Annotated in this window: 20 protein-coding genes; 9 read left to right on the top strand and 11 right to left on the bottom strand. The window is 70.6% G+C overall.

The window, feature by feature from the left end:
• The first annotated feature begins 105 nt into the window (after positions 1 to 105).
• The 3 genes from OG230_RS24960 to OG230_RS24950 all read left to right on the top strand — a co-directional run bounded on the left by OG230_RS24960 (position 106) and on the right by OG230_RS24950 (position 3,240).
• Positions 106 to 1,782 carry a sensor histidine kinase gene (locus OG230_RS24960; RefSeq protein ID WP_328905959.1) on the top strand — a complete coding sequence of 559 codons (1,677 nt, stop codon included), beginning with the start codon at positions 106 to 108 and terminating at the stop codon, positions 1,780 to 1,782.
• Entirely contained in the window at positions 1,779 to 2,453 is a 675-nt protein-coding gene (locus tag OG230_RS24955; RefSeq protein WP_328905958.1) for a response regulator, read from the top strand. Before OG230_RS24960 ends, OG230_RS24955 begins: the two co-directional genes overlap by 4 nt.
• 163 nt (positions 2,454 to 2,616) lie before the next feature.
• Positions 2,617 to 3,240, top strand: a complete 624-nt coding sequence (locus OG230_RS24950; RefSeq protein WP_328911519.1) for a helix-turn-helix domain-containing protein — start codon at positions 2,617 to 2,619, stop codon at positions 3,238 to 3,240.
• Between the two features lie 57 nt (positions 3,241 to 3,297).
• Here OG230_RS24950 and OG230_RS24945 read toward each other — a convergent pair whose 3' ends face one another.
• Positions 3,298 to 4,323, bottom strand: a complete 1,026-nt coding sequence (locus OG230_RS24945; protein WP_328905957.1) for an ATP-dependent 6-phosphofructokinase — start codon at positions 4,321 to 4,323, stop codon at positions 3,298 to 3,300.
• 378 nt (positions 4,324 to 4,701) lie between these two features.
• Here OG230_RS24945 and pta point away from each other — a divergent pair, with 378 nt between their 5' ends.
• From pta to pyk, 3 genes are all read left to right on the top strand, one after another.
• On the top strand, positions 4,702 to 6,774 hold the full coding sequence (gene pta, locus OG230_RS24940) for a phosphate acetyltransferase (RefSeq protein ID WP_328905956.1): 2,073 nt from the start codon (positions 4,702 to 4,704) through the stop codon (positions 6,772 to 6,774).
• A gap of 5 nt (positions 6,775 to 6,779) precedes the next feature.
• Complete coding sequence (locus OG230_RS24935; protein WP_328905955.1) at positions 6,780 to 8,039, top strand: acetate kinase; 1,260 nt, start codon at positions 6,780 to 6,782, stop codon at positions 8,037 to 8,039.
• A gap of 74 nt (positions 8,040 to 8,113) precedes the next feature.
• Positions 8,114 to 9,544: a pyruvate kinase gene (gene pyk, locus OG230_RS24930; RefSeq protein WP_328905954.1), complete on the top strand. Its 1,431-nt coding sequence runs from the start codon at positions 8,114 to 8,116 to the stop codon at positions 9,542 to 9,544.
• A gap of 260 nt (positions 9,545 to 9,804) precedes the next feature.
• Here pyk and OG230_RS24925 read toward each other — a convergent pair whose 3' ends face one another.
• The 4 genes from OG230_RS24925 to OG230_RS24910 form a co-directional block, all read right to left on the bottom strand.
• A complete protein-coding gene (locus OG230_RS24925; RefSeq protein ID WP_328905953.1) occupies positions 9,805 to 11,067 on the bottom strand; it encodes a hypothetical protein in 1,263 nt (420 codons plus the stop codon).
• A complete protein-coding gene (locus tag OG230_RS24920) occupies positions 11,057 to 11,614 on the bottom strand; it encodes a DUF6114 domain-containing protein (protein ID WP_328905952.1) in 558 nt (185 codons plus the stop codon). Before OG230_RS24920 ends, OG230_RS24925 begins: the two co-directional genes overlap by 11 nt.
• A gap of 95 nt (positions 11,615 to 11,709) precedes the next feature.
• The gene (locus OG230_RS24915; RefSeq protein ID WP_328905951.1) at positions 11,710 to 12,354 is read right to left on the bottom strand and encodes a DUF6230 family protein; all 645 of its coding nucleotides are present in this window, start codon (positions 12,352 to 12,354) and stop codon (positions 11,710 to 11,712) included.
• Between the two features lie 597 nt (positions 12,355 to 12,951).
• Positions 12,952 to 13,932, bottom strand: a complete 981-nt coding sequence (locus tag OG230_RS24910) for a tetratricopeptide repeat protein (protein ID WP_328905950.1) — start codon at positions 13,930 to 13,932, stop codon at positions 12,952 to 12,954.
• Positions 13,933 to 14,252: 320 nt separating this feature from the next.
• Between OG230_RS24910 and OG230_RS24905 the strand changes: the two genes are divergently transcribed.
• A complete protein-coding gene (locus OG230_RS24905) occupies positions 14,253 to 14,915 on the top strand; it encodes a TetR/AcrR family transcriptional regulator (RefSeq protein ID WP_328905949.1) in 663 nt (220 codons plus the stop codon).
• Here OG230_RS24905 and OG230_RS24900 read toward each other — a convergent pair.
• The 4 genes from OG230_RS24900 to OG230_RS24885 form a co-directional block, all read right to left on the bottom strand.
• On the bottom strand, positions 14,891 to 16,591 hold the full coding sequence (locus OG230_RS24900; protein ID WP_328905948.1) for an acyl-CoA mutase large subunit family protein: 1,701 nt from the start codon (positions 16,589 to 16,591) through the stop codon (positions 14,891 to 14,893). The two genes, OG230_RS24905 and OG230_RS24900, sit on opposite strands and share 25 nt — an antisense overlap.
• Positions 16,592 to 16,675: 84 nt before the next feature.
• Positions 16,676 to 17,008 (bottom strand): DUF3817 domain-containing protein, encoded by a 333-nt coding sequence (locus OG230_RS24895; RefSeq protein WP_328905947.1) that lies wholly within the window; start codon positions 17,006 to 17,008, stop codon positions 16,676 to 16,678.
• Between the two features lie 43 nt (positions 17,009 to 17,051).
• Complete coding sequence (locus OG230_RS24890; RefSeq protein WP_328905946.1) at positions 17,052 to 17,561, bottom strand: MarR family winged helix-turn-helix transcriptional regulator; 510 nt, start codon at positions 17,559 to 17,561, stop codon at positions 17,052 to 17,054.
• Positions 17,562 to 17,581: 20 nt separating this feature from the next.
• Positions 17,582 to 18,982, bottom strand: a complete 1,401-nt coding sequence (locus OG230_RS24885) for an MFS transporter (RefSeq protein WP_328905945.1) — start codon at positions 18,980 to 18,982, stop codon at positions 17,582 to 17,584.
• A 147-nt stretch (positions 18,983 to 19,129) separates the two neighbouring features.
• On the opposite strand from OG230_RS24885, the gene OG230_RS24880 reads away from it, so the two are divergent.
• Positions 19,130 to 20,125: an ArsR/SmtB family transcription factor gene (locus OG230_RS24880; protein ID WP_328905944.1), complete on the top strand. Its 996-nt coding sequence runs from the start codon at positions 19,130 to 19,132 to the stop codon at positions 20,123 to 20,125.
• A gap of 85 nt (positions 20,126 to 20,210) precedes the next feature.
• Entirely contained in the window at positions 20,211 to 21,233 is a 1,023-nt protein-coding gene (locus tag OG230_RS24875; protein WP_328905943.1) for a glycoside hydrolase family 6 protein, read from the top strand.
• 12 nt (positions 21,234 to 21,245) lie between these two features.
• On the opposite strand, the gene OG230_RS24870 is transcribed toward OG230_RS24875, so the two are convergent.
• Both OG230_RS24870 and OG230_RS24865 read right to left on the bottom strand, forming a co-directional pair.
• Complete coding sequence (locus OG230_RS24870; protein ID WP_328905942.1) at positions 21,246 to 23,198, bottom strand: kelch motif-containing protein; 1,953 nt, start codon at positions 23,196 to 23,198, stop codon at positions 21,246 to 21,248.
• A gap of 3 nt (positions 23,199 to 23,201) precedes the next feature.
• Positions 23,202 to 25,007, bottom strand: a complete 1,806-nt coding sequence (locus tag OG230_RS24865; protein WP_328905941.1) for a glycosyltransferase family 2 protein — start codon at positions 25,005 to 25,007, stop codon at positions 23,202 to 23,204.
• Between the last annotated feature and the right edge of the window lie 88 nt (positions 25,008 to 25,095).

The following is a 25,095-nucleotide window of genomic DNA, read 5'->3' as shown; positions in this document are numbered from 1 at the left end:
ACTATCTATCTCCCTGTGACCCCCGTCACCCTTGCGTTCATATCGTTCACGGTCGGGTTCAAGCCACCTGCCGTCCGGCGGACCGGGCCAGGCAGACTGGGCGGCATGCGCCTCCCCCGTACCCGCCCCCGCAGCCTGGCCGGCCAGCTCTTCGCCATGCAGGTCGTGCTGGTGGCCGCCGTGGTCGCCGGGTGCGCCTTCTTCGCGTACGCCTCCGGGAGCGCGCAGGCGGAGGAGACCGCCACCCGGCAGGTGCGGGCCGCGGCGGTGGCGGTGGCCGGTTCCCCCTCCGTACGGGAGGCGATCCGCACCCCGGACCCCTCGGCCGTGCTCCAGCCGTACGCGGAACAGGTCCGCAGGGACACCGGGATCGCCTTCGTCACGATCATGAGTCCGCAGCGGGTGCGCTGGACGCATCCGGACACCGGGCGGATCGGCGAGACCTTCCTCGGGCACACCGCCCAGGCGCTGCGCGGAGAGACGTTCACCGAGACGTACACCGGGACGCTCGGGCCCTCGATACGGGTCGTGACGCCGGTCCTGGACGGCGGCCGGATCACCGGGCTCGTCAGTGCGGGCATCACCGTCGAGCGGGTCTCCACCCAGGTGCGCGAGCAACTGGGTGCGCTGGGGCTCGCCGCGGGCGGGGCGCTGGCGCTCGGCGGACTCGGTACGTATGTGATCAACGCCCGGCTCCGGCGCCACACGCACGGCATGAACGCGGGTGAGCTGAGCCGGATGCACGACTACCACGAGGCCACGCTGCACGCGCTCCGCGAGGGCCTGCTGATGCTCGACGGGCGGCGCAGGATCGCGCTGATCAACGACGCGGGCCGGGAGCTGCTCGGCCTGGAGCCGGGCGCGGTCGGCCGGACCGTCGACGAGCTGGCGCTGCCCGCGCCCCTGACAGGCGCGCTGCTGGCCTCGGAGCCCCGGGTCGACGAGGTCCATCTGGCGGCGGACCGGGTGATCGTCGTCAACACCCGCCCGGTGGTGGGCGGGGAGCGGCGAGGCACCGTGGTGACCCTGCGGGACCACACCGAACTCCAGGCGCTGTCGGGCGAGTTGGACTCCGAGCGCGGCTTCACCCAGGCACTGCGCTCCCAGGCCCACGAGGCGGCGAACCGGCTGCACACCGTGGTGTCCCTGATCGAACTGGGCCGCGTCGACGAGGCGGTGGACTTCGCGACGGCGGAACTGGAGCTGGCCCAGGTGCTCACCGACCGGGTCGTGGGCGCGGTCGCCGAACCGGTGCTGGCGGCGCTGCTGCTCGGCAAGGCGGCGCAGGCGAACGAGCGGGGCGTCGAGCTGGTGCTCGCGGACAGCAGCCTGATCGACGACGGGGCGCTGCCCGCCACGCTGGCGCAGCGCGATCTGGTGACCATCCTCGGCAATCTGATCGACAACGCGGTCGACGCGGCGTCGGAGGCGGCGACGGACGGGCCGGGCGTGGTGGGCGCCGCCCCCGGCGCGGTGACCGTCCCGTCGCCGCGCACCGGCTCGCGGGCCCGCGTCACGGTGACCGCGCTCGCCGGGGACGGCGAACTGCTGCTGCGGGTCGCGGACACCGGGGCGGGCATCGGCCCCGACGACGCCGACGAGGTCTTCCGGCGCGGCTGGTCGACGCACGGCGCCGGGCGCGGGCTCGGTCTCGCGCTCGTACGGCAGGCCGCGCACCGCAACGGCGGGACGATCGCCCTGGCCCGGGCCGCGGACGGCGGCGCCGAGTTCACGGTGCGGCTGCCGCTCCGGGACCGTACGGGCAAGGAGGTCACCGCATGATCCGGGTCCTGGTCGTCGAGGACGACCCGGTGGCGGCGGACGCCCATCAGCTGTACGTGGGCCGGGTGCCGGGCTTCGAGGTGGCGGCCGTGGCGCACTCACGGGCGGAGGCGGTACGGGCACTGGACCGCACCCCGGTGGATCTGCTGCTCCTGGACCTGTATCTGCCGGACGGACACGGCCTTCAGCTGCTGCGCTCGCTGCGCGCCGCCGGCCACGCGGCCGATGTCATCGCCGTGACGTCGGCGCGCGATCTGGCGGTGGTGCGGGAAGGGGTGTCGCTCGGTGTCGTCCAGTACGTGCTGAAGCCGTTCACGTACCCCACCCTCCGGGACCGGCTGGTGCGGTACGCGGAGTTCCACGCGGCGGCGGGCGAGGCGAGCGGCCAGGAGGAGGTGGACCGGGCTCTCGGGGCCCTGCGGGTCAGCCATCCGTCGGCGCTCCCCAAGGGGCTGAGCGGGCCGACCCTGGAGGCGGTGACCCGGGCCCTGCGGGCCGCCGGGGAGGGGCTGACGGCGGCTGCGGCCGGTGAGGAGCTGGGGATGTCGCGGATCACCGCGCGCCGCTATCTGGAGCATCTGGTGACCGTGGGCCGCGCGGCGCGCAGACCGCACTACGGGCAGGTGGGGCGCCCGGAGCTCCACTACCGGTGGGTTCCGGAGGGCCAGTGACCGCGCCCGCAGGGCCCCGGTTCGTCCTAGTAGCTTCCTACGAAGGGTGATCTGGGCGGAACCGACCGTAGCCAGGGGGTCCGCGGGCTCCTACCGTGGGGCCGTGCACCCCACTCCGCCCTTCAACGCCCCCGCCGCGCGCCGACTTCGCGAGGCTCTGGGGATGGCGCCCGGTCATGTCGCCTACGGTCTCGCCGCCCAGTACGGCCTCCGGCTTCCGCCGGAGACGGTGGTCGCCTGGGAGCGCGGTACGGCGACGCCGACCGACCGCGAGCTGACGGCGCTCGCCGGTGTGCTGTGGTGCGCGCCGGGCGAGCTGCTCTCCGCCGCCTCCACCTTGCGGGAGCACCGGCTGACCCAGGGCCTCTCGGTGGACGAGCTGGCCGCGCGGACGGGGCTGAGCGGCGCCGCGTACCAGCGGATGGAGGAGTCGGGCCGCTGGCGCGGCAACGAGCGGCAGTCCGCGGCACTGTGCGAGGAACTGGAGCTGACGGCGGCGCAGTTCCTGACCGCGAGCGGGCGGAACGAGGAGCTGGCGGAGCTGCTGAACAGCGCGGTCACGACGCGCTGGCAGGCGTACGTACGCCCGGTGGCGAAGCTCGTACCGCTGGACCGCGGCCTCATCCAGGACGTACTGGAGCAGTTGCACACCGACTACCAGTCGCTGATGGTGTCCACCCTGAGCTGGAACGGCGCCGACACGCAGCGCGCCGGGGCGACGGGCGACTCGGGCCGCGCCTTCCTGGCCCGGGTCGTCGAGCACTTCTGGCGCACGGCGGGCGTGTAGCGGCGTACGGCTCCGGCGTCACCGGGCCGCACGTCGTTCCGGGGCGGTGACCCCGGATCAGAAGACCGACTCGGCCTCGTACATCCGGTCCGCCGGTACGGTCTTCAGCCGGGTGACCGCGTCGGCGAGCGGGACCATGGCGATCTCGTTGCCCCGCAGCGCCGTCATCCTGCCGAACTCGCCCCGGTGCGTCGCCTCCACCGCGTTCCAGCCGAAGCGCGTCGCGAGCACCCGGTCGTACGCGGTCGGTGTGCCGCCGCGCTGCACATGCCCGAGGATGACCGGCCGGGCCTCCTTGCCGAGCCGCCTCTCCAGCTCGATGGCGAGCCGGTTGCCGATCCCGGCGAAGCGCTCGTGCCCGAACTGGTCGATCTCGCCCTTCGCGTACGGCATGGAGCCCTCGGCCGGGTGCGCGCCCTCGGCGACACAGATCACGGCGAACTTCTTGCCGCGCGCGAAGCGCTCCTCGACCATCTTGACCAGGTCGTCGACCTGGAACGGCCGCTCGGGCAGACAGATGCCGTGCGCGCCGCCGGCCATGCCGGACTCCAGCGCGATCCAGCCCGCGTGCCGGCCCATCACCTCGACGACCATGACCCGCTGGTGCGATTCGGCGGTCGTCTTGAGGCGGTCTATGGCTTCGGTGGCGACGCCCACCGCGGTGTCGAAGCCGAAGGTCCGGTCGGTGGCGGAGATGTCGTTGTCGATGGTCTTGGGGACACCGACGACGGGCATGCCGGCGTCCGACAGCATCCGGGCGGCGGTCAGGGTGCCCTCGCCGCCGATCGGGATGAGCGCGTCGATGCCGTAACGACGGCTCAGCTCGTCGCAGTTCTCGGCGGCTTCCCGCAGCCGGTCGCGCTCCAGGCGGGCCGAACCGAGGATGGTGCCCCCGCGTGCCAGGATGCCGCTGACGGCGTTGAGATCGAGCGGCCGGAAGTGGCCGTCGAGCAGCCCCTTGAACCCGTCCTCGAAGCCGATGACTTCATCGCCGTGACCCACCACGGCGCGGTGCACGACCGACCGGATCACTGCGTTCAGGCCAGGGCAGTCGCCGCCTGCGGTGAGAATTCCGATGCGCATCGTGCTGTGTCTCCTGCTCGTTAGTGCCGTGCATTCGGGGGGCTCCTCGAAGAGATCCCCGTACCGTGAGCCACGGCGATTGTCCCACGCCGGGCCCGGACCCCGCGCTCTCGGCTGCTCCAGCGGAAGAACCGGACGGCACGCGGGAAGGACACGGAACCGGGCGGCCCGCAGCCGGGAGACCCCCGAAGCGGTCCCGGGGACCTGGCGGACATCCGCTGGCGAACGGCCCGGGAACGGCCTCCGGAGAGGCATCTCCGGCGGGCGCCCGCGCCGTCCCCGCAGGTATCGTCAAGAGCAATGCAAGCCAATGACACCCCTTTCGGAATATCACCACCCCAACCGGTTGAACCAGCCGATCAGGACGGGAGAGCACGCGTGGCGCGCAGCGTGTACGTGACGGGAATCGACCGGGGGGACGGCCGCCAGGTCGTCGACCTGGGAGTCATGGAGCTACTGACGCGTCAGGTGGACCGGGTCGGAGTCTTCCGCCCGCTCGTGCACGACAGCCCCGACCGGCTGTTCGAGCTGCTGCGGGCGCGCTACCGGCTCACCCAGAGCCCGGAGACCGTATACGGCCTCGACTACCACGAGGCGTCCGCGGTCCAGGCGGAGCAGGGTACCGACGAACTCGTGTCACGGCTCGTCGAGCGCTTCCACCAGGTGGCCCGCGCGTACGAAGTGGTCCTGGTCCTCGGCTCCGACTTCTCCGCCACCCAGCTCCCGGACGAGCTGGCGCTCAACGCACGCCTGGCCAACGAGTTCGGCGCCTCGGTGATCGCGGTGGTCGGCGGCAAGGGCCAGCCCGCCGAGTCCGTACGGGCCGAGACGCGCAACGCCTACCGCGCCTACGCGGGGCTCGGCTGCGACGTCCTCGCCATGGTCGTGAACCGGGTGGCGCCCGAGGACCGCGAGAAGGTCGCCGAGCGGCTGGCGGCGCGGCTGCCCGTCCCCTGTTCGGTCCTGCCGGACGACCCGGCGCTCTCCGCGCCCACCGTCTCCCAGATCGTCGCGACGCTCGACGCCACGGTGCTGCTCGGGGACGACGCGGGCCTCTCCCGGGACGCCCTGGACTTCGTCTTCGGCGGCGCGATGCTGCCGAACGTGCTGAACGCGCTGACGCCGGGCTGCATGGTGGTCACCCCCGGGGACCGGGCGGACCTGGTGATCGGCGCGCTGGCCGCGCACAGCGCGGGCACACCGCCCATCGCCGGGCTGCTGCTGACGCTGGACGAGCGGCCGGGTGAGGAGATCCTGCGGCTCGCCGCGCGGCTCGCACCGGGGACCCCGGTCGTCGCGGTCGCCGGCGGCTCCTTCCCCACCGCCGCGGAACTCTTCACGCTCGAAGGCAAGCTGAACGCGGCGACGCCCCGCAAGGCGGAGATGGCGCTCGGCCTCTTCGAGCGCCACATGGACACCGCCGACCTGCTGGACCGGATCTCCGTGGCCCGCAGCGGCCGGGTCACGCCGATGATGTTCGAGCACGACCTGCTGGAGCAGGCCCGCGCCAAGCGGCGCCGGGTCGTCCTGCCCGAGGGCGCCGAGGAACGGGTGCTGCGCGCCGCCGATGTGCTGCTGCGGCGCGATGTCTGCGATCTGACCCTCCTCGGGGACGTCGACGTGATCCGCAAGAAGAGCGCGGACCTCGGCATCGACCTCGCCGGGACCCAGCTGATCGACCCGCAGACCTCGGAACTGCGCCAGTCCTTCGCGGAGCGGTACGCACAACTGCGCGCGCACCGCGGGGTGACGGTGGAGCTCGCGTACGACGTCGTGTCCGACGTGAACTACTTCGGCACGCTGATGGTCCAGGAGGGCCTGGCCGACGGCATGGTCTCCGGCTCGGTGCACTCCACCGCGGCGACGATCCGCCCGGCCTTCGAGATCATCAAGACCAAGCCGGACGCCTCGATCGTCTCCTCGGTCTTCTTCATGTGCCTCGCCGACAAGGTCCTGGTGTACGGGGACTGCGCGGTCAACCCGGACCCGGACGCGGAACAGCTCGCGGACATCGCCGTGCAGTCGGCCGCGACCGCCGCGAGGTTCGGGGTGGAGCCCCGGATCGCGATGCTGTCGTACTCGACGGGCACCTCGGGAACGGGCGCGGACGTCGACAAGGTGCGGGAGGCGACGGAGCGGGTACGCGCGTCACGGCCGGACCTCCGGATCGAGGGGCCGATCCAGTACGACGCGGCGGTCGAGCCGTCCGTCGCGGCGACCAAGCTGCCCGGCTCGGAGGTGGCCGGCCAGGCGACGGTGCTGATCTTCCCGGACCTCAACACCGGCAACAACACCTACAAGGCCGTGCAGCGCTCGGCGGGAGCGGTGGCCGTCGGCCCGGTGCTCCAGGGGCTCCGCAAGCCCGTCAACGACCTGTCCCGCGGCGCGCTCGTCCAGGACATCGTCAACACCGTGGCCATCACCGCGATCCAGGCGCAGGGCGAGGAGTGAACCGGATGACCACCCCGATCGGCGAAGGTACGACCACCGTGGCCCCCGAGCTCCCCCATCGCGTCCTCGTGCTCAACTCCGGCTCCTCGTCGGTGAAGTACCAGCTTCTCGACATGCGCGACCGGTCACGGCTCGCGGTCGGCCTGGTCGAGCGGATCGGCGAGGAGACCTCCCGGCTCACGCACACCCTGCTGGAGGGCGGCGGCGCGGAGCCGCGGGAGCGCACCGGCCGGATCGCGGACCACGAGGAGGCCCTGAAGGCGGCTGCCGAGGAACTGGCGGCCGACGGCCTCGGCCTGGACTCCCCCGAACTGGCGGCGATCGGCCACCGTGTGGTGCACGGCGGTCTGCGGTTCACCGAGCCCACCGTGATCACGGACGAGGTGCTGGCGGAGATCGAGCGTCTCGTCCCGGTGGCCCCGCTGCACAACCCGGCGAACATCACGGGCATCCGTACGGCACAGGCGCTGCGCCCCGACCTGCCGCAGGTCGCGGTCTTCGACACGGCGTTCCACACGACGATGCCGGAGAGCGCCGCGCGGTACGCGATCGACATCGAGACGGCGGACGCGCACCGGATCCGCCGTTACGGCTTCCACGGCACCTCGCACGCGTACGTCTCCCGCAGGACGGCGGAGCTGCTGGGCCGGCCGCGGGAAGAGCTCAGCCTCGTCGTGCTGCACCTGGGCAACGGCGCCTCGGCCTCCGCGGTGGCGGGCGGCCGGTGCGTGGACACCTCCATGGGACTGACCCCCTTGGAGGGGCTGGTGATGGGTACGCGTTCCGGAGACATCGATCCGGCGGTCACCTTCCATCTCATGCGGGTGGCGGGGATGTCCGCGGACGAGATCGATGTCCTGCTGAACAAGAAGAGCGGTCTGGTCGGGCTGTGCGGCGACAACGACATGCGGGAGATCCGCCGCCGGGTCGACGAGGGCGACGAGCGTGCCGCGCTCGCCTTCGACATCTACATCCACCGGCTGAAGAAGTACATCGGCGCCTATTCGGCGGTCCTCGGGCGGGTGGACGCGGTGGTGTTCACGGCGGGTGTCGGGGAGAACTCGGCCCCGGTGCGCGAGGCTGCCATCGCCGGTCTGGAGGAGCTGGGGCTCGCGGTGGACGCGGACCTCAACGCCGTGCGGTCCGGCGAACCGCGGCTGATCTCGCCGAACTACGCGCGGGTCGCGGTCGCCGTGGTGCCGACGGACGAGGAGCTGGAGATCGCCGGCCAGACCTTCGCCCTCGTCGGACAGGTCGACAACTGAGCACCCCCGCGCCCCTTTGTATCTTCCACCAGACGGAATATTCCGCAGCGAAACAAACCGATAGGATCCGCCTCATGCGCCGTTCCAAAATCGTCTGCACCCTCGGTCCCGCCGTCGACTCCCATGAGCAGCTCGTCGCTCTGATCGAGGCCGGCATGAGCGTGGCCCGTTTCAATTTCAGTCACGGCACCCATGAGGAGCACCAGGGCCGATACGACAGGGTCCGCAAGGCCGCCGCCGAGACCGGCCACGCGGTCGGTGTCCTCGCCGACCTCCAGGGACCGAAGATCCGCCTGGCGAAGTTCGCCGAGGGCCCCGTCGAGCTGGTCCGCGGGGACGAGTTCACGATCACCTCCGAGGACGTCCCCGGCGACAAGTCGATCTGCGGCACCACCTACAAGGGGCTGCCCGGCGACGTCACCAAGGGCGACCCGATCCTGATCAACGACGGCAACGTCGAGCTCAAGGTCGTCGCGGTCGAGGGCCCCCGGGTCCGGACCATCGTCATCGAGGGCGGTGTCATCTCCGACCACAAGGGCATCAACCTGCCGGGTGCTGCCGTGAACGTGCCGGCCCTGTCCGAGAAGGACGTCGAGGACCTGCGGTTCGCCCTCCGGATGGGCTGCGACCTGGTCGCCCTCTCCTTCGTGCGGGACGCCGAGGACGTGAAGGACGTCCACAAGGTGATGGACGAGGAGGGCCGCCGGGTCCCCGTCATCGCCAAGGTGGAGAAGCCGCAGGCCGTCGAGCACATGGAGGGCGTCGTCGCCGCCTTCGACGGTGTGATGGTCGCCCGCGGCGACCTGGCCGTCGAGTACCCGCTCGAAAAGGTCCCGATGGTGCAGAAGCGCCTCATCGAGCTGTGCCGCCGCAACGCCAAGCCGGTGATCGTGGCGACCCAGATGATGGAGTCGATGATCACCAACTCGCGCCCGACGCGCGCCGAGGCGTCCGACGTCGCCAACGCGATCCTGGACGGGGCCGACGCGGTCATGCTGTCCGCCGAGTCCAGCGTGGGCGCGTATCCGATCGAGACGGTCAAGACGATGTCGAAGATCGTCGTCGCCGCCGAGGAGGAGCTCCTCTCCAAGGGCCTCCAGCCGCTGGTGCCGGGCAAGAAGCCCCGCACGCAGGGCGGTTCGGTCGCCCGCGCGGCCTGCGAGATCGCGGACTTCCTGGACGGCAAGGCCCTCGTCGCCTTCACCAAGTCCGGTGACACGGCCCGCCGGTTGTCCCGCTACCGCACCGCGCAGCCGATCCTGGCCTTCACCACCGAGGAGGGCACCCGCAACCAGCTCGCGCTGAGCTGGGGCGTCGAGTCCTACATCGTCCCGCACGCGAACAACACGGACTCCATGGTCGACCTCGTGGACGCCGAGCTGCTGAAGCTGAACCGCTACAACACCGGCGACACGATGATCATCACGGCCGGCTCGCCCCCCGGCGTCCCCGGCACCACCAACATGGTCCGGGTCCACCACCTGGGCGGCGAAGAGCGCGACTGACGCGCCTGCGAACGAGATCACCGAGGGCCGGGCCGCCAAGCCCGGCCCTTTGCCGTGCCGCCTCGTCATGAAGCTGTGATCCGGCGCCGATCGACTTATTGATCATGGCGTGCAAAGTGATCAACTCAGGCCGATGCGCGGAACTTTGCGGATACGCCGAGGTCAACGGGGGCGTACGGGCATGACGGTGGGCCGCACCCCACGAGGGGTACGGCCCACCGCTCCCTGCGGCTCCCGAACGGGTCTGTGGACGAGAGGCCCTAGCTGTTGCCGCCCGTGAAGAAGTTCTGCAGTCCGGGCACCCTGAGCGAGCCCCCGAACTGGCCGGCCTGCGTCACCTTCACCTTGGTGAAGAAGGCGAACGGCACGTTCAGCGGCGGCGGGGTCTCCGGGCTGAAGGTGATCGGGATGAGGCCGAAGAGGTTGCCCTTCAGTTCCTGCGTGTACATCGTCACCTCGCCGTCGCGGATCGTGGACGTGGAGCCCTCGTCCGACGTGACGTGGCCGGTCGTGCCGGCCGGTCCCACCGTCAGCTGGTGGAGGTCCTTGATGTCGATGGAACTCGCGGTGAACTTCAGCACCTTCTTGATGCTGCCGTCCGTCCTCTTCACCTCGACGATGCCCTTGTAGTCGAGCCCGTTGAGCGTGAGCAGCGACGATTCGAGGACCCACGGCTCGTTCGGGAGCAGCGGGATGCCCTGCTCCAGGTCGGCCGCGGCGAGCGCCTCGGGGTCGGCGGTCGGACACGGGAAGCGCTCCTTGGCGCCGTCCGGGATGTCCTCGTCCTTCACCGGGTCGAGGCCCTTGATGTCCTCGTCGAGCTCCTCGACCTGCTTGCCCGCCTTGCCGGCCGCTTCCCGGATGGCGTCGGTGGTCTTGTCGACCGGGTCCTTCGCCTCGTCCGTCTCGTCGGTCGTGTCCGCCGGAGCGGTGGGGGCGGTCTCCTTCGGCGCGGGCGACTCGGTGGTGGGAGTCGGGGACGGGCTCGCCGTCTCCTGGTCCGGTCCGTCGAAGAGATCCTTGAGCGCGTCACCGACCCCGAGGGGGTCGAGCGGGTTCTTGGTCTCGGTGGGCTCGGGCGTCGCGGTCGGCGCCGCCGCGGGCTCGTCCTGCGCCGTGGTGGCGGGCGCGGTCGAGCTCGCCGAGGGCTTCGGCGCGGCCGGTTCGGTCGCCTCCGGCTCCTCGGGCTTGTCCGTGGCGTCCGCGCTCGGCGTGGCGCTCGGGGTCGGCGTGGCCGTCGCCTTCGGCTCCTGCGACTCGCTCGGTTCGTCGGAGCGGGTGACACAGGGCCCGGGGGCGAAGGGGATGTCCGAGGCGTCGTCGGCCATCGCGAGCTTGGGCGTGAGGCCCATGCCGACGAAGACCGCCGTGGGCATCGCGGCGAGCGCGAACGCCTTCTTGCCCGCGGGTATGTGGAGCTTGGTCATCAGCGACTTCTTCGGGGCCGCGTGGCGCGGTCCCCTCCGCTCGCGGAGGTCCTCGCCGGTGACCGTGTTCATCGGCTGTCCGTCGTCACCCCGCACGATGCCCCCCGCCGTCGGCCTCAACTGTGGTGTCGTACCCGGCCGGTTGCTGCTGGGGAACGGCCGCCCCGTGGAACACGTCCTCGGAGGGCTCGGTCCCCGGGTGCTCCTGCGGAGCGCCCTTGTGGAACAGGTCCTCGTCCGCCTTCGGCTCGCCCGGTGCCCAGGAGATGGACAGCGCGCCGCCGAGCATGGCGAACAGGAAGCCGATCAGGAAGCCGCCGATGTTGGCGACGGGTATGGAGATCAGCGCCAGCAGGATCGCCGCGACACCGGCGAACACGCGGACGATGTGGTGGAACCACATCGTCAGACCCAGCGTCATCAGCAGAATCCCGATGATCAGGGACCCGGCGCCGGCGGTGGTGGACATCGCCAGCGTCATATTGCCGAGATGCAGGTCGGCGTACGGGAAGTAGGCGATGGGTACACCGCCCACGATGGTGAACAGGCCCGCCCAGAACGGCCGGTTACCCCGCCAGGTGCGGAATCCCCGCCGGAGGACGGTGAGGTGGTGCTCGTTCTGCCCTGTGGACTCGGGGCTCATGGAAAACAGCTCCCTGGAACCGGTACTGCCGTGAGAAAAGAAAGGGTGGGCGGCCGGAGGCCCGCAGGGAGCGTTCCGGCCACCCGGGCGAGTGCTTAGAAGCACTCCTTGACGCCCTTGTGCAGCTTCAGGCTCAGGTTGCTGAGCTTGAAGGTGCCGGCCGTGGTCGCCCAGGCCGTCTGCTCCACGTTGGTCAGGGTGGCCTTCTTGGCGCGCTGCGCGAAGCCGCCCGCCTTGACCGCACCTTCGGTGCCGGGCTGGATGCCGGGGGCACCGAGCGACGAGGCACCCACACCGATGTCGATCTGCTCGAAGTACGCATCCGCGTCGAGCTGAGCGACGTCCAGGTAGAGGTTGGTCGCCTCGACCGGCTTCTCCGGGTTCGTACCGGCGTTCAGCTCGAGGCTGACGCTGCCGAGACCGAAGGGCAGGTTCGGCGTGACCACCGACTGGCACATGTTGGTGATCGTGGCCTTGCTGAAGCCGGACACCGCGACCGGGTGTGCCTGCTTCTCCTTGCCTTCGATGTCCGTGCCGACAGCGACGCTGCCGTACTGGACGAAGTTCTCACCGACGAGCTTGTCCGTGCTGACCTTGAAGCTCTGGCCGGACACGGCGAAGGAAGCGGCCAGCGCGCCCTGCGCGAGGCCGACACCGACTGCTGCGGTCGCGACGACGCTCGGCACCATGACCAGAGCGAAACGCTTCCATCTCGTCCCACCGCGGACTTGGGAACTCATAATTTTCCTCCTTCTCGGACGTACATCTCCGGTCGGGCTCGTGCCCGTCCTGGGATGGGAGAAGTGCTACGTCCTCGGGAAGGAGAGCGCCCGGACCGGAAGCGCGTACCGCGTCCGAATCACCGGCGATCACCCCCGAGCGACAACCACTGGTCACGCTTCTGCGCAACCGGTTCGGACAGGCCCTGCCGAACGGCAGGAACCCCCCTGTCCGCGGTCGGCGCCACTGCCGCCGACCGACCCGGTGGGGACCCAACTGAGCCGCAGGCCCCGACTGGTGGTCGGGTGGCGGAATTGGACCGAGCCCGGCCGATCGTGGTGCATTCGCGCCCGTGACACAAGGGGGTTCGTTACTCGCTAGTAACGGCCCGATAACCGAGCTGCGACGGGGTGGCGTCGACCGGCCACACAGGGTGGTGTCAAGCGGACACCGGAATGAGGAGAATGGGGTCCGTAAGCGGACAGATCCCAGGTCGCGATTTACTGCGAGTAACAGCGCGTACCTTTGTCAAGATTTGGTAAAGCAGAGGGGTGTCTTATCCCCCCGGACGCGAAAACGGCCGTGGCGCCCGAGGGCTCCACGGCCGTGTTGTCACTTCAGAACAAGACGCGCGCGAGGGAGGCACGCGCGGCGGCGACCCGCGGATCGTCGGGTCCGATGACCTCGAACAGCTCCAGCAGCCGCACCCGCGCGGCGTCCCGGTCGTCGCCGAAGTTGCGGCGGACCGTCTCCACGAGGCGCCCGAACGCGTCCTCGACGTGACCGCCCACGAGGTCCAGGTCGGCGGCGGCGATCTGCGCCTTCACGTCGTCCGGGTTCTCGGCCGCGTCCTTGCGCACCTGCTGCGGGTCCATCTTCTGGACGCGGCCCAGCAGATCCGCCTGCGCCAGGCCGAGCTTGGCCTCGATGTTGGCCGGGTCGTCGGAGAGCACGTTCCTGTACGCCTGGACGGCGCCGCCGAAGTCGTTGGCGTCGAGCGCCTGTGCCGCGGCTTCGAGCAGGGCGTCGTACGGGCCCGCGGGCACCTCGGCCGGCGCCTGGCCTTCCGCGTCCTCACCCTGCGCGGAGGGGTCGACGACGATTCCGGTGAGACCGAAGCGCTCCTCGCCGACCTGGATCAACTGGTCGAGGGTCTCGCGGATCTGGGCCTCGGGGGCGGCGCCCTGGAAGAGCGGGAGGGCCTGCCCGGCGACGACGGCGAAGACGGCCGGAATGCCCTGGATACCGAACTGCTGCATCAGCATCTGGTTGGCGTCGACGTCGACCTTGGCCAGTACGAAGCGGCCGTTGTACTCGACGGCCAGGCGCTCCAGGAGCGGGCCCAGCTGCTTGCACGGCTCGCACCACTCGGCCCAGAAGTCGATGACGACGGGGACCTCGGAGGAGCGGGTCAGCACATCGCGCTCGAAGCCCGCTTCGTCGACGTCGATCACGAGGGAGCTGGGGGCCGCGGCACCGCCGCCGCCCTGCCGGGAGGCGTCGGCACGGGCCTGCTCGGCCTTGGCCTTGGCCTCACCGGCGGCTTTGACGGCGGCGAGGTCGACGACGCCGCTCATGGACATGTTCCTAGGCTGCATACGTACATCCTCCCCCCTGGACAGGCCGTTCCGGAAAGCGATACGAGAACCGGCTCCGTCCGCCGCCTCCGCCGGTGTGCGTGGCGCGCGGACAGACACGGTCCCGGGGCCCCTGGAGGCCCCCTGTTCGGCGCCGGGTCCCCACCCGGCGCCAGTGGCTGTCGATCGGTCGTCGCGTGAGGACCGGTGTGAACCGTCGTCCTTACGCTACGACCCGTAGCGTAACTGTCCGGCACGCTTCCCGGACAGGAGGAGCCGGTGATCTCTCTCACGGCCACCGGGCACGGCGGACCGTACTTACTGGCGGGTATGGTCGCGGGATGCTGAGCCACTGCCACCCCAAAGCATCCCGAACCGGGCGTCCGCGCAGTGCCGCGGCGGACGAGGCGATCCTGGAGGCGACCCGTGCGTCACTCGTCGATCTCGGCTGGTCCAAGCTGACGATGGGTGACGTGGCCCTGCGCGCGGGGGTCGCCAAGACGACGCTCTACCGGCGCTGGGCGGGCAAGAACGAGCTGGTGGTGGATGCCGTCGCGGTGCTCTTCGACGAGCTCGAACTCCCCGATCTGGGCAGCCTGTCGGCCGATGTGCAGGGAGTGGTGCTCCAGTTCGCCGCGCTGCTGGAGCGGCCGGAGACCAAGACCGCGCTGATGGCGGTGGTCGCCGAGTCCACCCGCGACGAGGCGCTGCGGACCCGTATCCGGGATTCGATCGTGGAACGCCAGAAGCGCCTGGTGCTGCTGGGGCGGGAGCGGGCGCAGGAGCGCGGGGAACTGCCCTTCGAGCCGGACGCGGCCACGGCGGCGCGGACCGCGGATCTGATCTTCGACGTGATCGCCGGGGCCGTGGTGCACCGGGCACTGGTGAGCGCCGAGCCCGTCGATGCCGACTGGGCCCAGCGCTTCACCGTGCTGCTGCTCGCGGGGCTCGGGGCCGCCCCCACGGCCGCCGCGCCGGATCAGAAGCCGGGCGGCTCCGTGTAGGTGCCCCACTCCTCGCGCAGGACCCCGCAGATCTCGCCGAGGGTCGCCTCCGCGCGTACGGCGTCGAGCATCGGCGCGATCATGTTCGAGCCGTCGCGTGCGGCGGCCAGCATCGCGTCCAGGGAGCTGCGGACCCGGGCGTCGTCCCGTCCGGCCTTGCGGCTGACGAGCTCGCGCACCTGCTCGCGCTCGACCTCGTGGCTGACCCGCAGGATCTCCAGGTCGCCGGTGACCGAGCCGTGGTGGACGTTGACGCCGACGACCCGCTTGTCGCCCTTCTCCAGCGAACGCTGGTACTGGAAGGCGGACTCGGCGATCTCGCCGGTGAACCAGCCGTCCTCGATGCCGCGCAGGATGCCGGAGGTCATCGGACCGATGGGGTGGCGGCCGTCCGGGTGGACGCGCGTGCCGCGCTCCCTGATCTGGTCGAAGATCTTCTCGGCGTCGGCCTCGATACGGTCGGTGAGCTGCTCGACGTACCAGGAACCGCCCAGCGGGTCGGCCACGTTGGCGACGCCGGTCTCCTCCATCAGCACCTGCTGGGTCCGCAGCGCGATCTCGGCGGCCTGCTCGGAGGGGAGCGCGAGGGTCTCGTCGAGGGCGTTGGTGTGGAGCGAGTTGGTGCCGCCGAGTACGGCGGACAGGGCCTCGACCGCGGTCCTGACGACGTTGTTGTACGGCTGCTGCGCCGTGAGGGAGACCCCGGCCGTCTGGGTGTGGAAGCGGAGCCACTGCGCCTTGTCGGTCTTCGCCCCGTACACCTCCTTCATCCAGCGGGCCCAGATCCGGCGGGCTGCGCGGAACTTGGCGATCTCCTCGAAGAAGTCGAGGTGCGCGTCGAAGAAGAAGGAGAGGCCGGGGGCGAAGACGTCAACGTCCAGCCCGCGGGACAGGCCGAGCTCCACGTAGCCGAAGCCGTCGGCGAGGGTGTAAGCGAGCTCCTGCGCGGCCGTCGCCCCGGCCTCGCGGATGTGGTAGCCGGAGACCGAGAGCGGCTTGTACGCGGGGATGTCGCGCGCACAGTGCTCCATCAGGTCGCCGATGAGGCGCAGGTGGGGCTCGGGCTGGAAGAGCCACTCCTTCTGGGCGATGTACTCCTTGAAGATGTCGGTCTGGAGCGTGCCGTTGAGCACGGCCGGATCGACACCCTGGCGCTCGGCTGCGACCAGGTACATGCAGAAGACGGGCACGGCGGGGCCGCTGATCGTCATGGACGTGGTGACGTCGCCGAGCGGGATGTCCTTGAACAGGACCTCCATGTCGGCGGCGGAGTCGATGGCCACCCCGCAGTGACCGACCTCACCGAGCGAGCGGGGCTCGTCGGAGTCGCGGCCCATCAGCGTCGGCATGTCGAAGGCGACACTGAGCCCGCCGCCGCCCGCGGCGAGGATCATCTTGTAGCGCTCGTTCGTCTGCTCGGCGTTCCCGAAGCCGGCGAACTGGCGGATGGTCCAGGTCCGGCCGCGGTAGCCGGTCGGGTAGAGCCCCCGGGTGAAGGGGTACTCGCCGGGCCAGCCGATCCGCTCGAACCCCTCGTACGTGTCGCCGGGGCGTGGCCCGTACGCGGGCTCCACCGGGTCCCCGGAGAGCGTGGTGAAGTCTGCGTCCCGCTTGCGGGCCTTGTCGTAACGGGCCTGCCAGCGGAGGCGGCCTTCCTCGATCGCGTCAGCGTCCATACCTCGAATTTACTAGGACGTCCTAGTAAATGTCGATGGCAAACCGCCCGGTGCTTCGCACGGGGCGGTTCGGGGTGGTGCGGATCAGGCCTTGGCGTACTCGGGAGAGGCCCCGGCGATCAGCGGCTCGACCTCGCGGACGACCTGGCGCTCGACGAAGAACGCGGCCGTCGGGATCGTGCCGGAGATCAGCACCCAGAGCAGCTTGCCCATCGACCACTTCGCCTTGGAACCGAGATCGAAGGCGAAGACCAGGTAGATGATGTAGAGGACACCGTGGACCTGCGAGACCACCAGGGTCAGACCCTCACCGGTGTCGAATCCGTACTTGAAGACCATGCACACGCACAGGATCAACAACATGACGGCGGTGACGTAGGCCATCACCCGATAGCGGGTCAGCACGCTGCGTTTCATGCCGTCGAGCGTAACCGGACGTCCGGGGCGATCTTGCAGCGCCCTACTGGTCCTCGAAGTCCTTGGCCGCCACCCGCAGGGGGCGCAGCATCGCGAAGATCTCGGCGCACTCCTCGGCGTCGTAGACCCCGAGCCCGAAGTCCATGGCCATCAGGTCCCGGGTGGCCGCCTCGACGACCTCGCGACCCTTGTCCGTGATGGAGGCGAGCGTGCCGCGGCCGTCGTTCGGGTTGGGGCGCTTGTCCACGAGACCTGATCTGACCAGCCGGTCCACGGTGTTCGTCACCGAGGTGGGGTGCACCATGAGGCGCTCACCGATCTTGGACATCGGGAGCTCCCCGGCCTGGGAGAAGGTGAGCAGCACCAGCGCCTCGTAGCGCGCGAAGGTCAGCCCGTAGGGCTTGACGGCCGCGTCGACCTCGGCCAGCAGGATCTGCTGGGCCCGCATGATCGAGGTGATCGCGCCCATCGAGGGCACGGGTCCCCAGCGTCGCTGCCACAGTTCGTCGGCGCGGGCGATCGGATCGAAGGGAAGGCTGAGCGGCTTCGGCACGGCACGACCTTACCCAGTGGTCACATGCCGGTCAGCCCCGTCTCGCCTTTCGGTATCGGACCCTTGTTCGGAACCCGTTCGGGCGAGGTCCTGCGCACCTCCACGATCAGCAGAAAGGTGCAGACGGTACCGACCACTCCGGATCCCGCGACGACCTGATGGACCGGGAAGAACTCGGCCGCGAGCCCGGCCAGCGCCATGCCGATGCCCTGAACCGTCATCAGCCCGGCCGTGAGCAGGGTCATGGCCCGGCCCCGGAGCTCCTGCGGGACGGCGTCGACGAACCACTGGTCGAGGCCGATGACGTACGCCCCGCCCGCGCCGGCCAGCACGAGGGCGACCACGGTCAGGGGCATCCCGGGCAGCAGCGCGTACAGCACCAGGGGGACGAGTCCGAAGGCCGCGACCGGCAGCACGATCCGGGAACGGCCGCGGGGGCTCAGCACGGACCCCGCGTACAGCTCCGCGCCGATGTGGCCGACCGCCATGGCGCACATCATCAGTCCCAGCGCGGCCGGACCGGCCCCGATCGCGTCCGCGTACGGGGCGGCCAGGGCCTCAGGGGCGACGACGAACAGGGCGGGCACCCAGAAGAGCAGCATCAGGGCCCGGATCCTGCGGTCCGCGAGGACGGTCCGGGCACCCGAGAGGGAGTCCTTCATCAGGGCGCCGCCGCCCTCGCCGCCCGTGCGGGCGGGCCGGTCGCGGGTACCGAAGCGCAGGAGCAGGGCCGAGCACAGGAAGGTGACCACGGTGATGGTGATCGCTCCGCGCGGGGTCAGCGCGGCGAGCAGGACACCGCCCACGCCGAAGCCGATGAGCAGGGCGCTCTGCGAGACGATCCGGAGCAGCGAGCGGCCCAGTACGTAGAGGTCGCCTTCGCCGAGGATGTCGGTGAGGGCGGCCATCCGGGTCCCGGTGAACACCGGTGACACGGCCGCGACCAGGCAGCGCAGGGCGAGCAGCCCGGCCACGGGCGTACCCGGCAGCACCATGACGGCGACGCAGGCGGCGCAGATCAGATCGCAGGTGACGAGGACCCGGCGGGCCGGGTAGCGGTCGGCGACTCCGGCGAAGAGTGTGCCGCCGACGAGGTACGGGAGGAAGCCGAGCGCGAAGGTCAGGGCGCTGAGCAGGGGCGAGCCCGTGAGGTCGTAGACGAGGAAGGTCAGGGCCAGCTCGCTGACCACGACGCCGAGCAGGGACAGCAGGTGCGCGGCGAACACGGCGCGGAACTCCCGTACCGCGAACACGGCCAGGTAGCCCTGCGCGGAGGCCGCCGCTTGCGGGGGCTCCCGGAGCGCGTCCGCGGGGCCCGGGTCGGGGTGGGCGGCGCGCTCCGGGAGCGGGGCCGGAGACGGCACCTCGGAGGCGGGCTGGTCGCGGGCGCTGCCCGCCGGGGTGTCGGTGTCGCTCGGCATGGACGCATCCTGCCGCCGCAGGCCGGTGCTTCCGTAGACTTTCGGCTCAGGCCGAAAGTCCGGGTGCCGAAGCCCGGGAGCCGAGGGTCCGGGAGCCGAGGGTCCGGGAGCCGAGGGTCCGGGAGCCGAGGGTCCGGGAGGAGGAGCATGCCGTTCCATCTGCACTTCGAGGAGAGCGACCTGCTCCGCTGCCGGTTCGCGCTCTCGCCGCTCTGGGAGACCCAGGAGGCCGTGCGGACCCTCTCCCGCCCAGGGCGGCACGGCTACCACCTGCCCTGGCTGCGCCGCATCCGCGAGGGTGCCGCGGGTCTCGACCTCTCACCGCTCTGGCTGCTGATGCCCGAGCGCGGGCACAACCCCGACTTCTTCTGCCCGCCGCCCACGGGGCCGGCCACCACCTTCGAGGAGGAGATCGCCCAGGTGCGGGCGGTCGATCCCGCGATGGCGCGGGAGGACATGGCCCTGGCGCTGGCGGACCGGCCCGGCGGGCTGGAGTCCGCCGCCGGGCGACGGATGCTGGCCGACCCCGCGCGGACCGTCCGGGAGCTGACCGACCTTCTGGAGCGGGCCTGGCAGGTCCTCGTCGAGCCGCACTGGCCGCGGCTGCGCGCCCTGATGGAGGCGGACATCGCCTACCACTCGCGCCGCCTCGCCGAGGTCGGCTTCGAGCGGCTGCTGGGTGAGGTGAGTCCCCAGCTGCGCTGGTCGGGATCGACACTCACCGTGGTCGGGACCACGGGAGACCACACCCGGGTCCTGGGCGGGCAGGGGCTCGTCCTGATGCCGAGCGTCTTCGTCTGGCCACAGGTGGTCGGCGGGTACGAGCCGCCCTGGCAGCCCGCGGTGATCTATCCGGCCCGCGGCATCGGCGCCCTGTGGACGGAGGCCGGCGAACGCACCCCCGAGACGCTCGCCCGGCTGCTGGGCCGGGCCCGCGCGGACGTGCTGTGCGCTCTCGACGAGCCGGCCGGGACGAGCGCGCTGGCGCACCGGCTCTCCCTCGCCCCCTCCTCCGTGTCGGAGCATCTGTCGGTGCTGCGCGCGGCAGGGCTGCTGACCTCGCGGCGGTACGGGCATCAGGTGCTCTACGAGCGCACTCCGCTCGGGATCGCGCTGGCGGTGTCGGATCACCACTCAGGGTGACCGTTATGTCACGATTAATCCCGCTTGTGTACCCGTCTACGCCCGTGCCCGTGCCTGCCCGTGCGCCACCGTCCGAGGGGGCTGGATGTCCGGCCGCAGAATCTTCCCTGTACTCACCGCAGCGGTCCTCACCGCCACTCTGGCGGCGGGGTGCTCCTCTCCGTCGCCCCGCTCCGGGGACGCGCCCACCGACGCCGGACTGGTCCGGGGCGAGGCCGCGCCGAGCGCCACCTCCCCGTACTGGGTGGATCCGAACAGCGACGCCGCCCGCCAGGTGCGCACCTGGGAGAAGCAGGGCCGCACGGAGGACGCCAAGACCCTGAAGCGGATCTCCACCCGCCCGGTCGCGGACTGGCCCCGGGGCGACCAGCCGGCCGCCGGCATCCGCAACGCCGTGCGCAGCGCCGCCAAAACCGATACGAGCGTGCTGCTCGTCGCGTACAACATCCCGCACCGCGACTGCGGCGCCTACTCCGCGGGCGGCGCCGCCGACGCGGGCTTCTACCGCTGGTGGATCGGCGAGTTCGCCGACGCCATCGGCCGGGCCCCCGCCACCGTGATCCTGGAGCCCGACGCGCTGCCGCACATCGTGGACGGCTGCACCCCCGCGGAGAACCACGACGAGCGCTTCATGCTGCTGTCCGAGGCCGTGGACACCCTGAAGAAGCTGCCGCGGACCAAGGTCTACCTGGACGCCGGCAACCCCGACTGGATCAACGACCCGTCCAAGATGGTCGAGCCGCTCAAGCGCGCCGGCATCGACCGGGCCGACGGCTTCGCGCTCAACGTCGCCAACTTCCAGACCAATGCCACGGTGCGGTCGTACGGGGCCAGGCTCTCTCCGCTGGTGGGCGGCGCCCACTACGTGATCGACACCAGCCGCAACGGCAACGGCCCCCTGTCCGGGGACCGTGCCGAAGCGTGGTGCAACCCGCCGGGGCGCGCCCTGGGCACGCCCCCGACCACCCGCACCGGTGACGACGGGCTCGACGCCTACCTCTGGATCAAGCGGCCCGGCGACTCGGACGGCACCTGCCGCGGCGGCCCCTCGGCGGGCACCTGGTGGCCGGACTACGCCTTGGGCCTGGCCACCCGGACGAAGCCGTAGCCGTACGCCCGCTCAGCCGACCTTGACCCACTTCGCCTCGGACGGCGTTCCGTCGGTGTCGGTGACGAAGAGCATGTACCAGCCGGGCGGCACCAGCGTGCTGTCGTCCGGCACGTCCACCGTCACCGCTCCCCCGCGCTTCTTCAGACCGAGCTCGATCGACCGCTGCTCGACGTCGGTGGTGTGCGTGACGGCGCTCGGCCGCATCAGCCGGGCGGTCGCGATGCTCGCGGAGTCGGCGACCTCGTACGTGGCGCTGCCGCCCCGTACGACGTCCTGGGGCCCGGCCCCGATCACCGGCCGCTCCCCCTTCCCGTACAGCGAGGGCGGTGTGAAGACCTCCATGCGCTGCTCGAACTTGCCGAGCTTGGTGTTGTCCTTGTCGCCGTAGAGCGAGTCGGAACCGAAGGTCGCCACCCGTCCGTCCGGCAGGAGCAGGGCCTCCGAGTGGTAGTTGCGGCCCACGGTCGGTTCGGCCGCCTCCTTGAAGGCGTTGGCCTTGGGGTCGTAGAACTGCGCCTTGAGGATGTTGCTGGCGCCGCGCCCCCGGTAGTCCGCCGATCCGCCGCTGGTGAAGACCGTGTCGTCGGGCATGATCACGCTGTTCAGATAGCGGGTTCCCTGCGGGAGGTCCGGCCCCTCCTCGAAGACCGGGCTCTCCTCCTTCAGGTCGATGATCGCGGTGCGCGCGGTCGACTTCTTGGACTCGCCCACCCCGCCTCCGCCGAGGATCATCACCTTCTGGTCCTGGGCCGGCGGCAGCATGAGGGAGGCCGCCGTCTCGGTCTCGTCGGTGTCGGTGAGCCCGTCGACCGCGGTGAAGGTGTTCGTATTCAGGTCCCACACCCCGGGGACCCGCCCCTTGTCGGCGGGCCCGTATCCGGCGTTGGCCCCCGGATAGAAGAGCTTGCCGCCCTTGGTGAGGAAGAGCGCGGGGTAGGTCGGGAAGTAGTGGAAGGGTCCCTTGGACCACTTCTTCGTCTCGGGGTCGTAGATCTCGTTGTCCCCCGGAAGGATCGCGCCCACGTCGTCGAGGCCGGACACGGCGAGCACCTTGCCGTCCTCCAGCCCCACGAGGGTCGGATACCAGCGGGCCTCCTTCATCGGGTCGACGCGGATGTACTTCTCGGCCGTCGGGTCGAACTCGTAGGCCGCCCTGATCCCCTGGAAGTCCTGCTTGTCCATGGTGATCTTCTCGGCGAGACCGTACGAGTTGTCGGCGGCCTTGCCCTTCAGACCCTCGATCTCGTACTGGGCGGCCTCGGTGGTCACCGCCTGCGGGCCGTCCTTCAGCGACTCCACGAAGACCCGCGCCTCGGCGGCGGTCACCTTGGTCTTCCACGGCTTCATCTGGCCGCTCTTGAAGTAGTCGACCTCGAATTCGCGCTTGGCCTTCGGCACCGTCACGTCGAACTGCGAGACGTACTCGACGCCGGAGGGCGAGCGGAAGACGGTGCCCTTCTTGAGGGTGAGGGGCTTGTCCGGGTTCTCGTTCTTCACCCGCATCCCGCCGCCGGCCCGCTGCACCTTGTCGTCGAGCACCTCGTAGCGCGCGGTGCCTCCCGCGATCAGCAGCCGGCCGTCCGGGAGCGCCGCGTGGCCGCCGCAGAAGAAGTCCTCGGGAGTGGCGATCTTCTTGAAGGTGTTCGCCTTCGGGTCCCACAGAACGGTGTCGAACGTGCCCTCGTCGAAGCTCTTCTCGTTGTTGCCGGAGCCGGCGACGATCAGGACCTTGCCGGTGTGCAGCAGCGCGGCGTGAATGGCGTTCGTGCGGTACTCGTCCGGGATGTTCACGCGGTCCCAGGAGCCGTACTGGGCCTTGTACTCGGGCTGGTCGATCTTGTACGCGTGGTACCGGTCCTCGGCGAAGGAGAGTGCGGCCGGAGCGTTCAGCCCGGCGAGCACCACGATGGCACCGCCGCCCAGGAGCGTCTTCCTCATCCGTTTCGTGGGCGTGTAGGCCATGGCTCAGTTCCCTCCTGCTGTGGTGGTGGACGCGGCGCTGCTCGACGTCGCGGGCGCCGACGCCGTCGTGGTGGTGGTGACGAAGGCGGCATCCGGAGCCTTCGCCGGTACGGGCACGGCACTGCCGGTCCGGCTGCGGCGGTCCTGCCAGGACGTCCACGACCACACCGCGACGGGCGACAGGGCGATACCGAGGGCCAGTACGGCCCAGGTGCGCATCGCCGCATGGGTGTGACCCAGCTGGACGGACGCGATGAGCGAGCTCACCAGCACGGCGGCCCAGAAGAGGTGGATACGGAAGGTGAGGAGCCGGTCGGGGCTGGCCTGGCCGCCCTTGGGCGTGACGACGAACCGGCCGTCGGTGCGCAGCAGGGCGGAGCCCAGCGACTTCAGATAGATCGGCGCGGAGAGCGCGGACATCGCCATGCCCGCCAGCCCGCCCGATCCCTCGGGTTCGTGCGGCGAGACGTTGTGGCGGCGGTTCCAGAGGTAGAGCCCGATCTGGAGCGCGGCGGCGTCGCTGTAGAGCATGAGCCAGATCGAGGCCGCGACCTGGGTGCCGGAGGCTCCCAGCCAGAGGAACAGCACACAGCTCAGCACGCCCAGCAGCCAGTTGACCGCGGTCATCGGGTAGTAGACGAGCATCAGTGTGTAGCTGAGGAGCCGGCCGGGCGGGACCCGGAACAGCGCCTTGCCGTACTGCCGGAACAGCGTCTCGTACGTCCCCCTCGACCAGCGCAGCTGCTGGGTGAAGAAGTCGGTCCAGGAGGCCGGCCCCTCGCCGACGGCCAGCACGTCCGGGGTGTAGACGGAGCGCCAGTACCTTCCGGTCAGGGGGTTGCGGCGGCGGTGGATCTCGAAGCCGGTCGCCATGTCCTCGGTGATCGAGTCGTACAGCCCGCCGACCTGGCGCAGCGCGGCGATGCGTACGACGTTGTTGGTGCCGACGAACATCGGGGCGCCGTACCGGTTGCCCGCGCGCTGGATCAGCGCGTGGAAGAGGAACTGCTGCGACTCGGCGGCCTTCGTGACGGCCGAGTCGTAGTTCCCGTAGACCTGCGGGCCGACGACGAAGGCGATGTCGGGGTCCCGGAAGTAGCCGAGCATCCGCTCCAGGAAGTTGGGCATCGGGACGTGGTCGGTGTCGACGGAGGCGAAGAAGTCGTAGCCGTCCCCGTGCATGGCGAGCCAGGCGTTGTAGTTGCCGTGCTTCGTCCGCGCCTTGTGGACGCCCTTCTTGCGGTTCCACTCGGGCACCCCGCTCCGGGTGAAGTGGTGCACGCCCAGTTCCGCGCAGAGCATCCTGGCCGCCGGGTCGTCGCCCTCGTCGAGCAGCCAGATGTCCAGCGGCCCGGGGTGATGCATCCGCACGGCGCCCTGGAGCGTGGCCCGCACCATCGAGAGCGGTTCCTTGCCGGGTACGTACGTGGTGAGGAACGCGACGCGGGTGCCGGGCTCGGGCGTGACCGGGACCGGGTCCCGGGCGACGAGCGTGGCGTGCGCCACCGAGACCACGTTGACCAGCATGAACAGCTCGATCAGACCGATCGACGCGAGCATCACCGCGTCGGCCCAGATCAGCCAGCGTTCGCCGCCCTCGCGCTCGGTCCAGTGCGTGGGCCAGACCAGGTACAGGAGCAGCAGCCCGGTGAGCACCGGGGCGAGCGTCATCAGGAGGACTGCCCTTATTCGGTGCTTCTCCGTCGACAGCAGACTCCGGTACCGCACCCGGTATCCCGTCGCGTCCGGCTCCGTGAGCGGACCCGCGAGCCGGCTGTGGGTGTCGTAGTCGTAGCCCTCCGACCGCACCGTGCCTCCAAGTGTCGAACGGGTTGGTAACCCCACAGAAGGGGACTCCCAATGGCGTGTCGACTCGACAGGTCCGAGTGAGGGGTTT

This window comes from Streptomyces sp. NBC_00234 (assembly GCF_036195325.1).
GTDB lineage: Bacteria > Actinomycetota > Actinomycetes > Streptomycetales > Streptomycetaceae > Streptomyces.
This window is presented reverse-complemented; position numbering and strand designations above follow the sequence as displayed.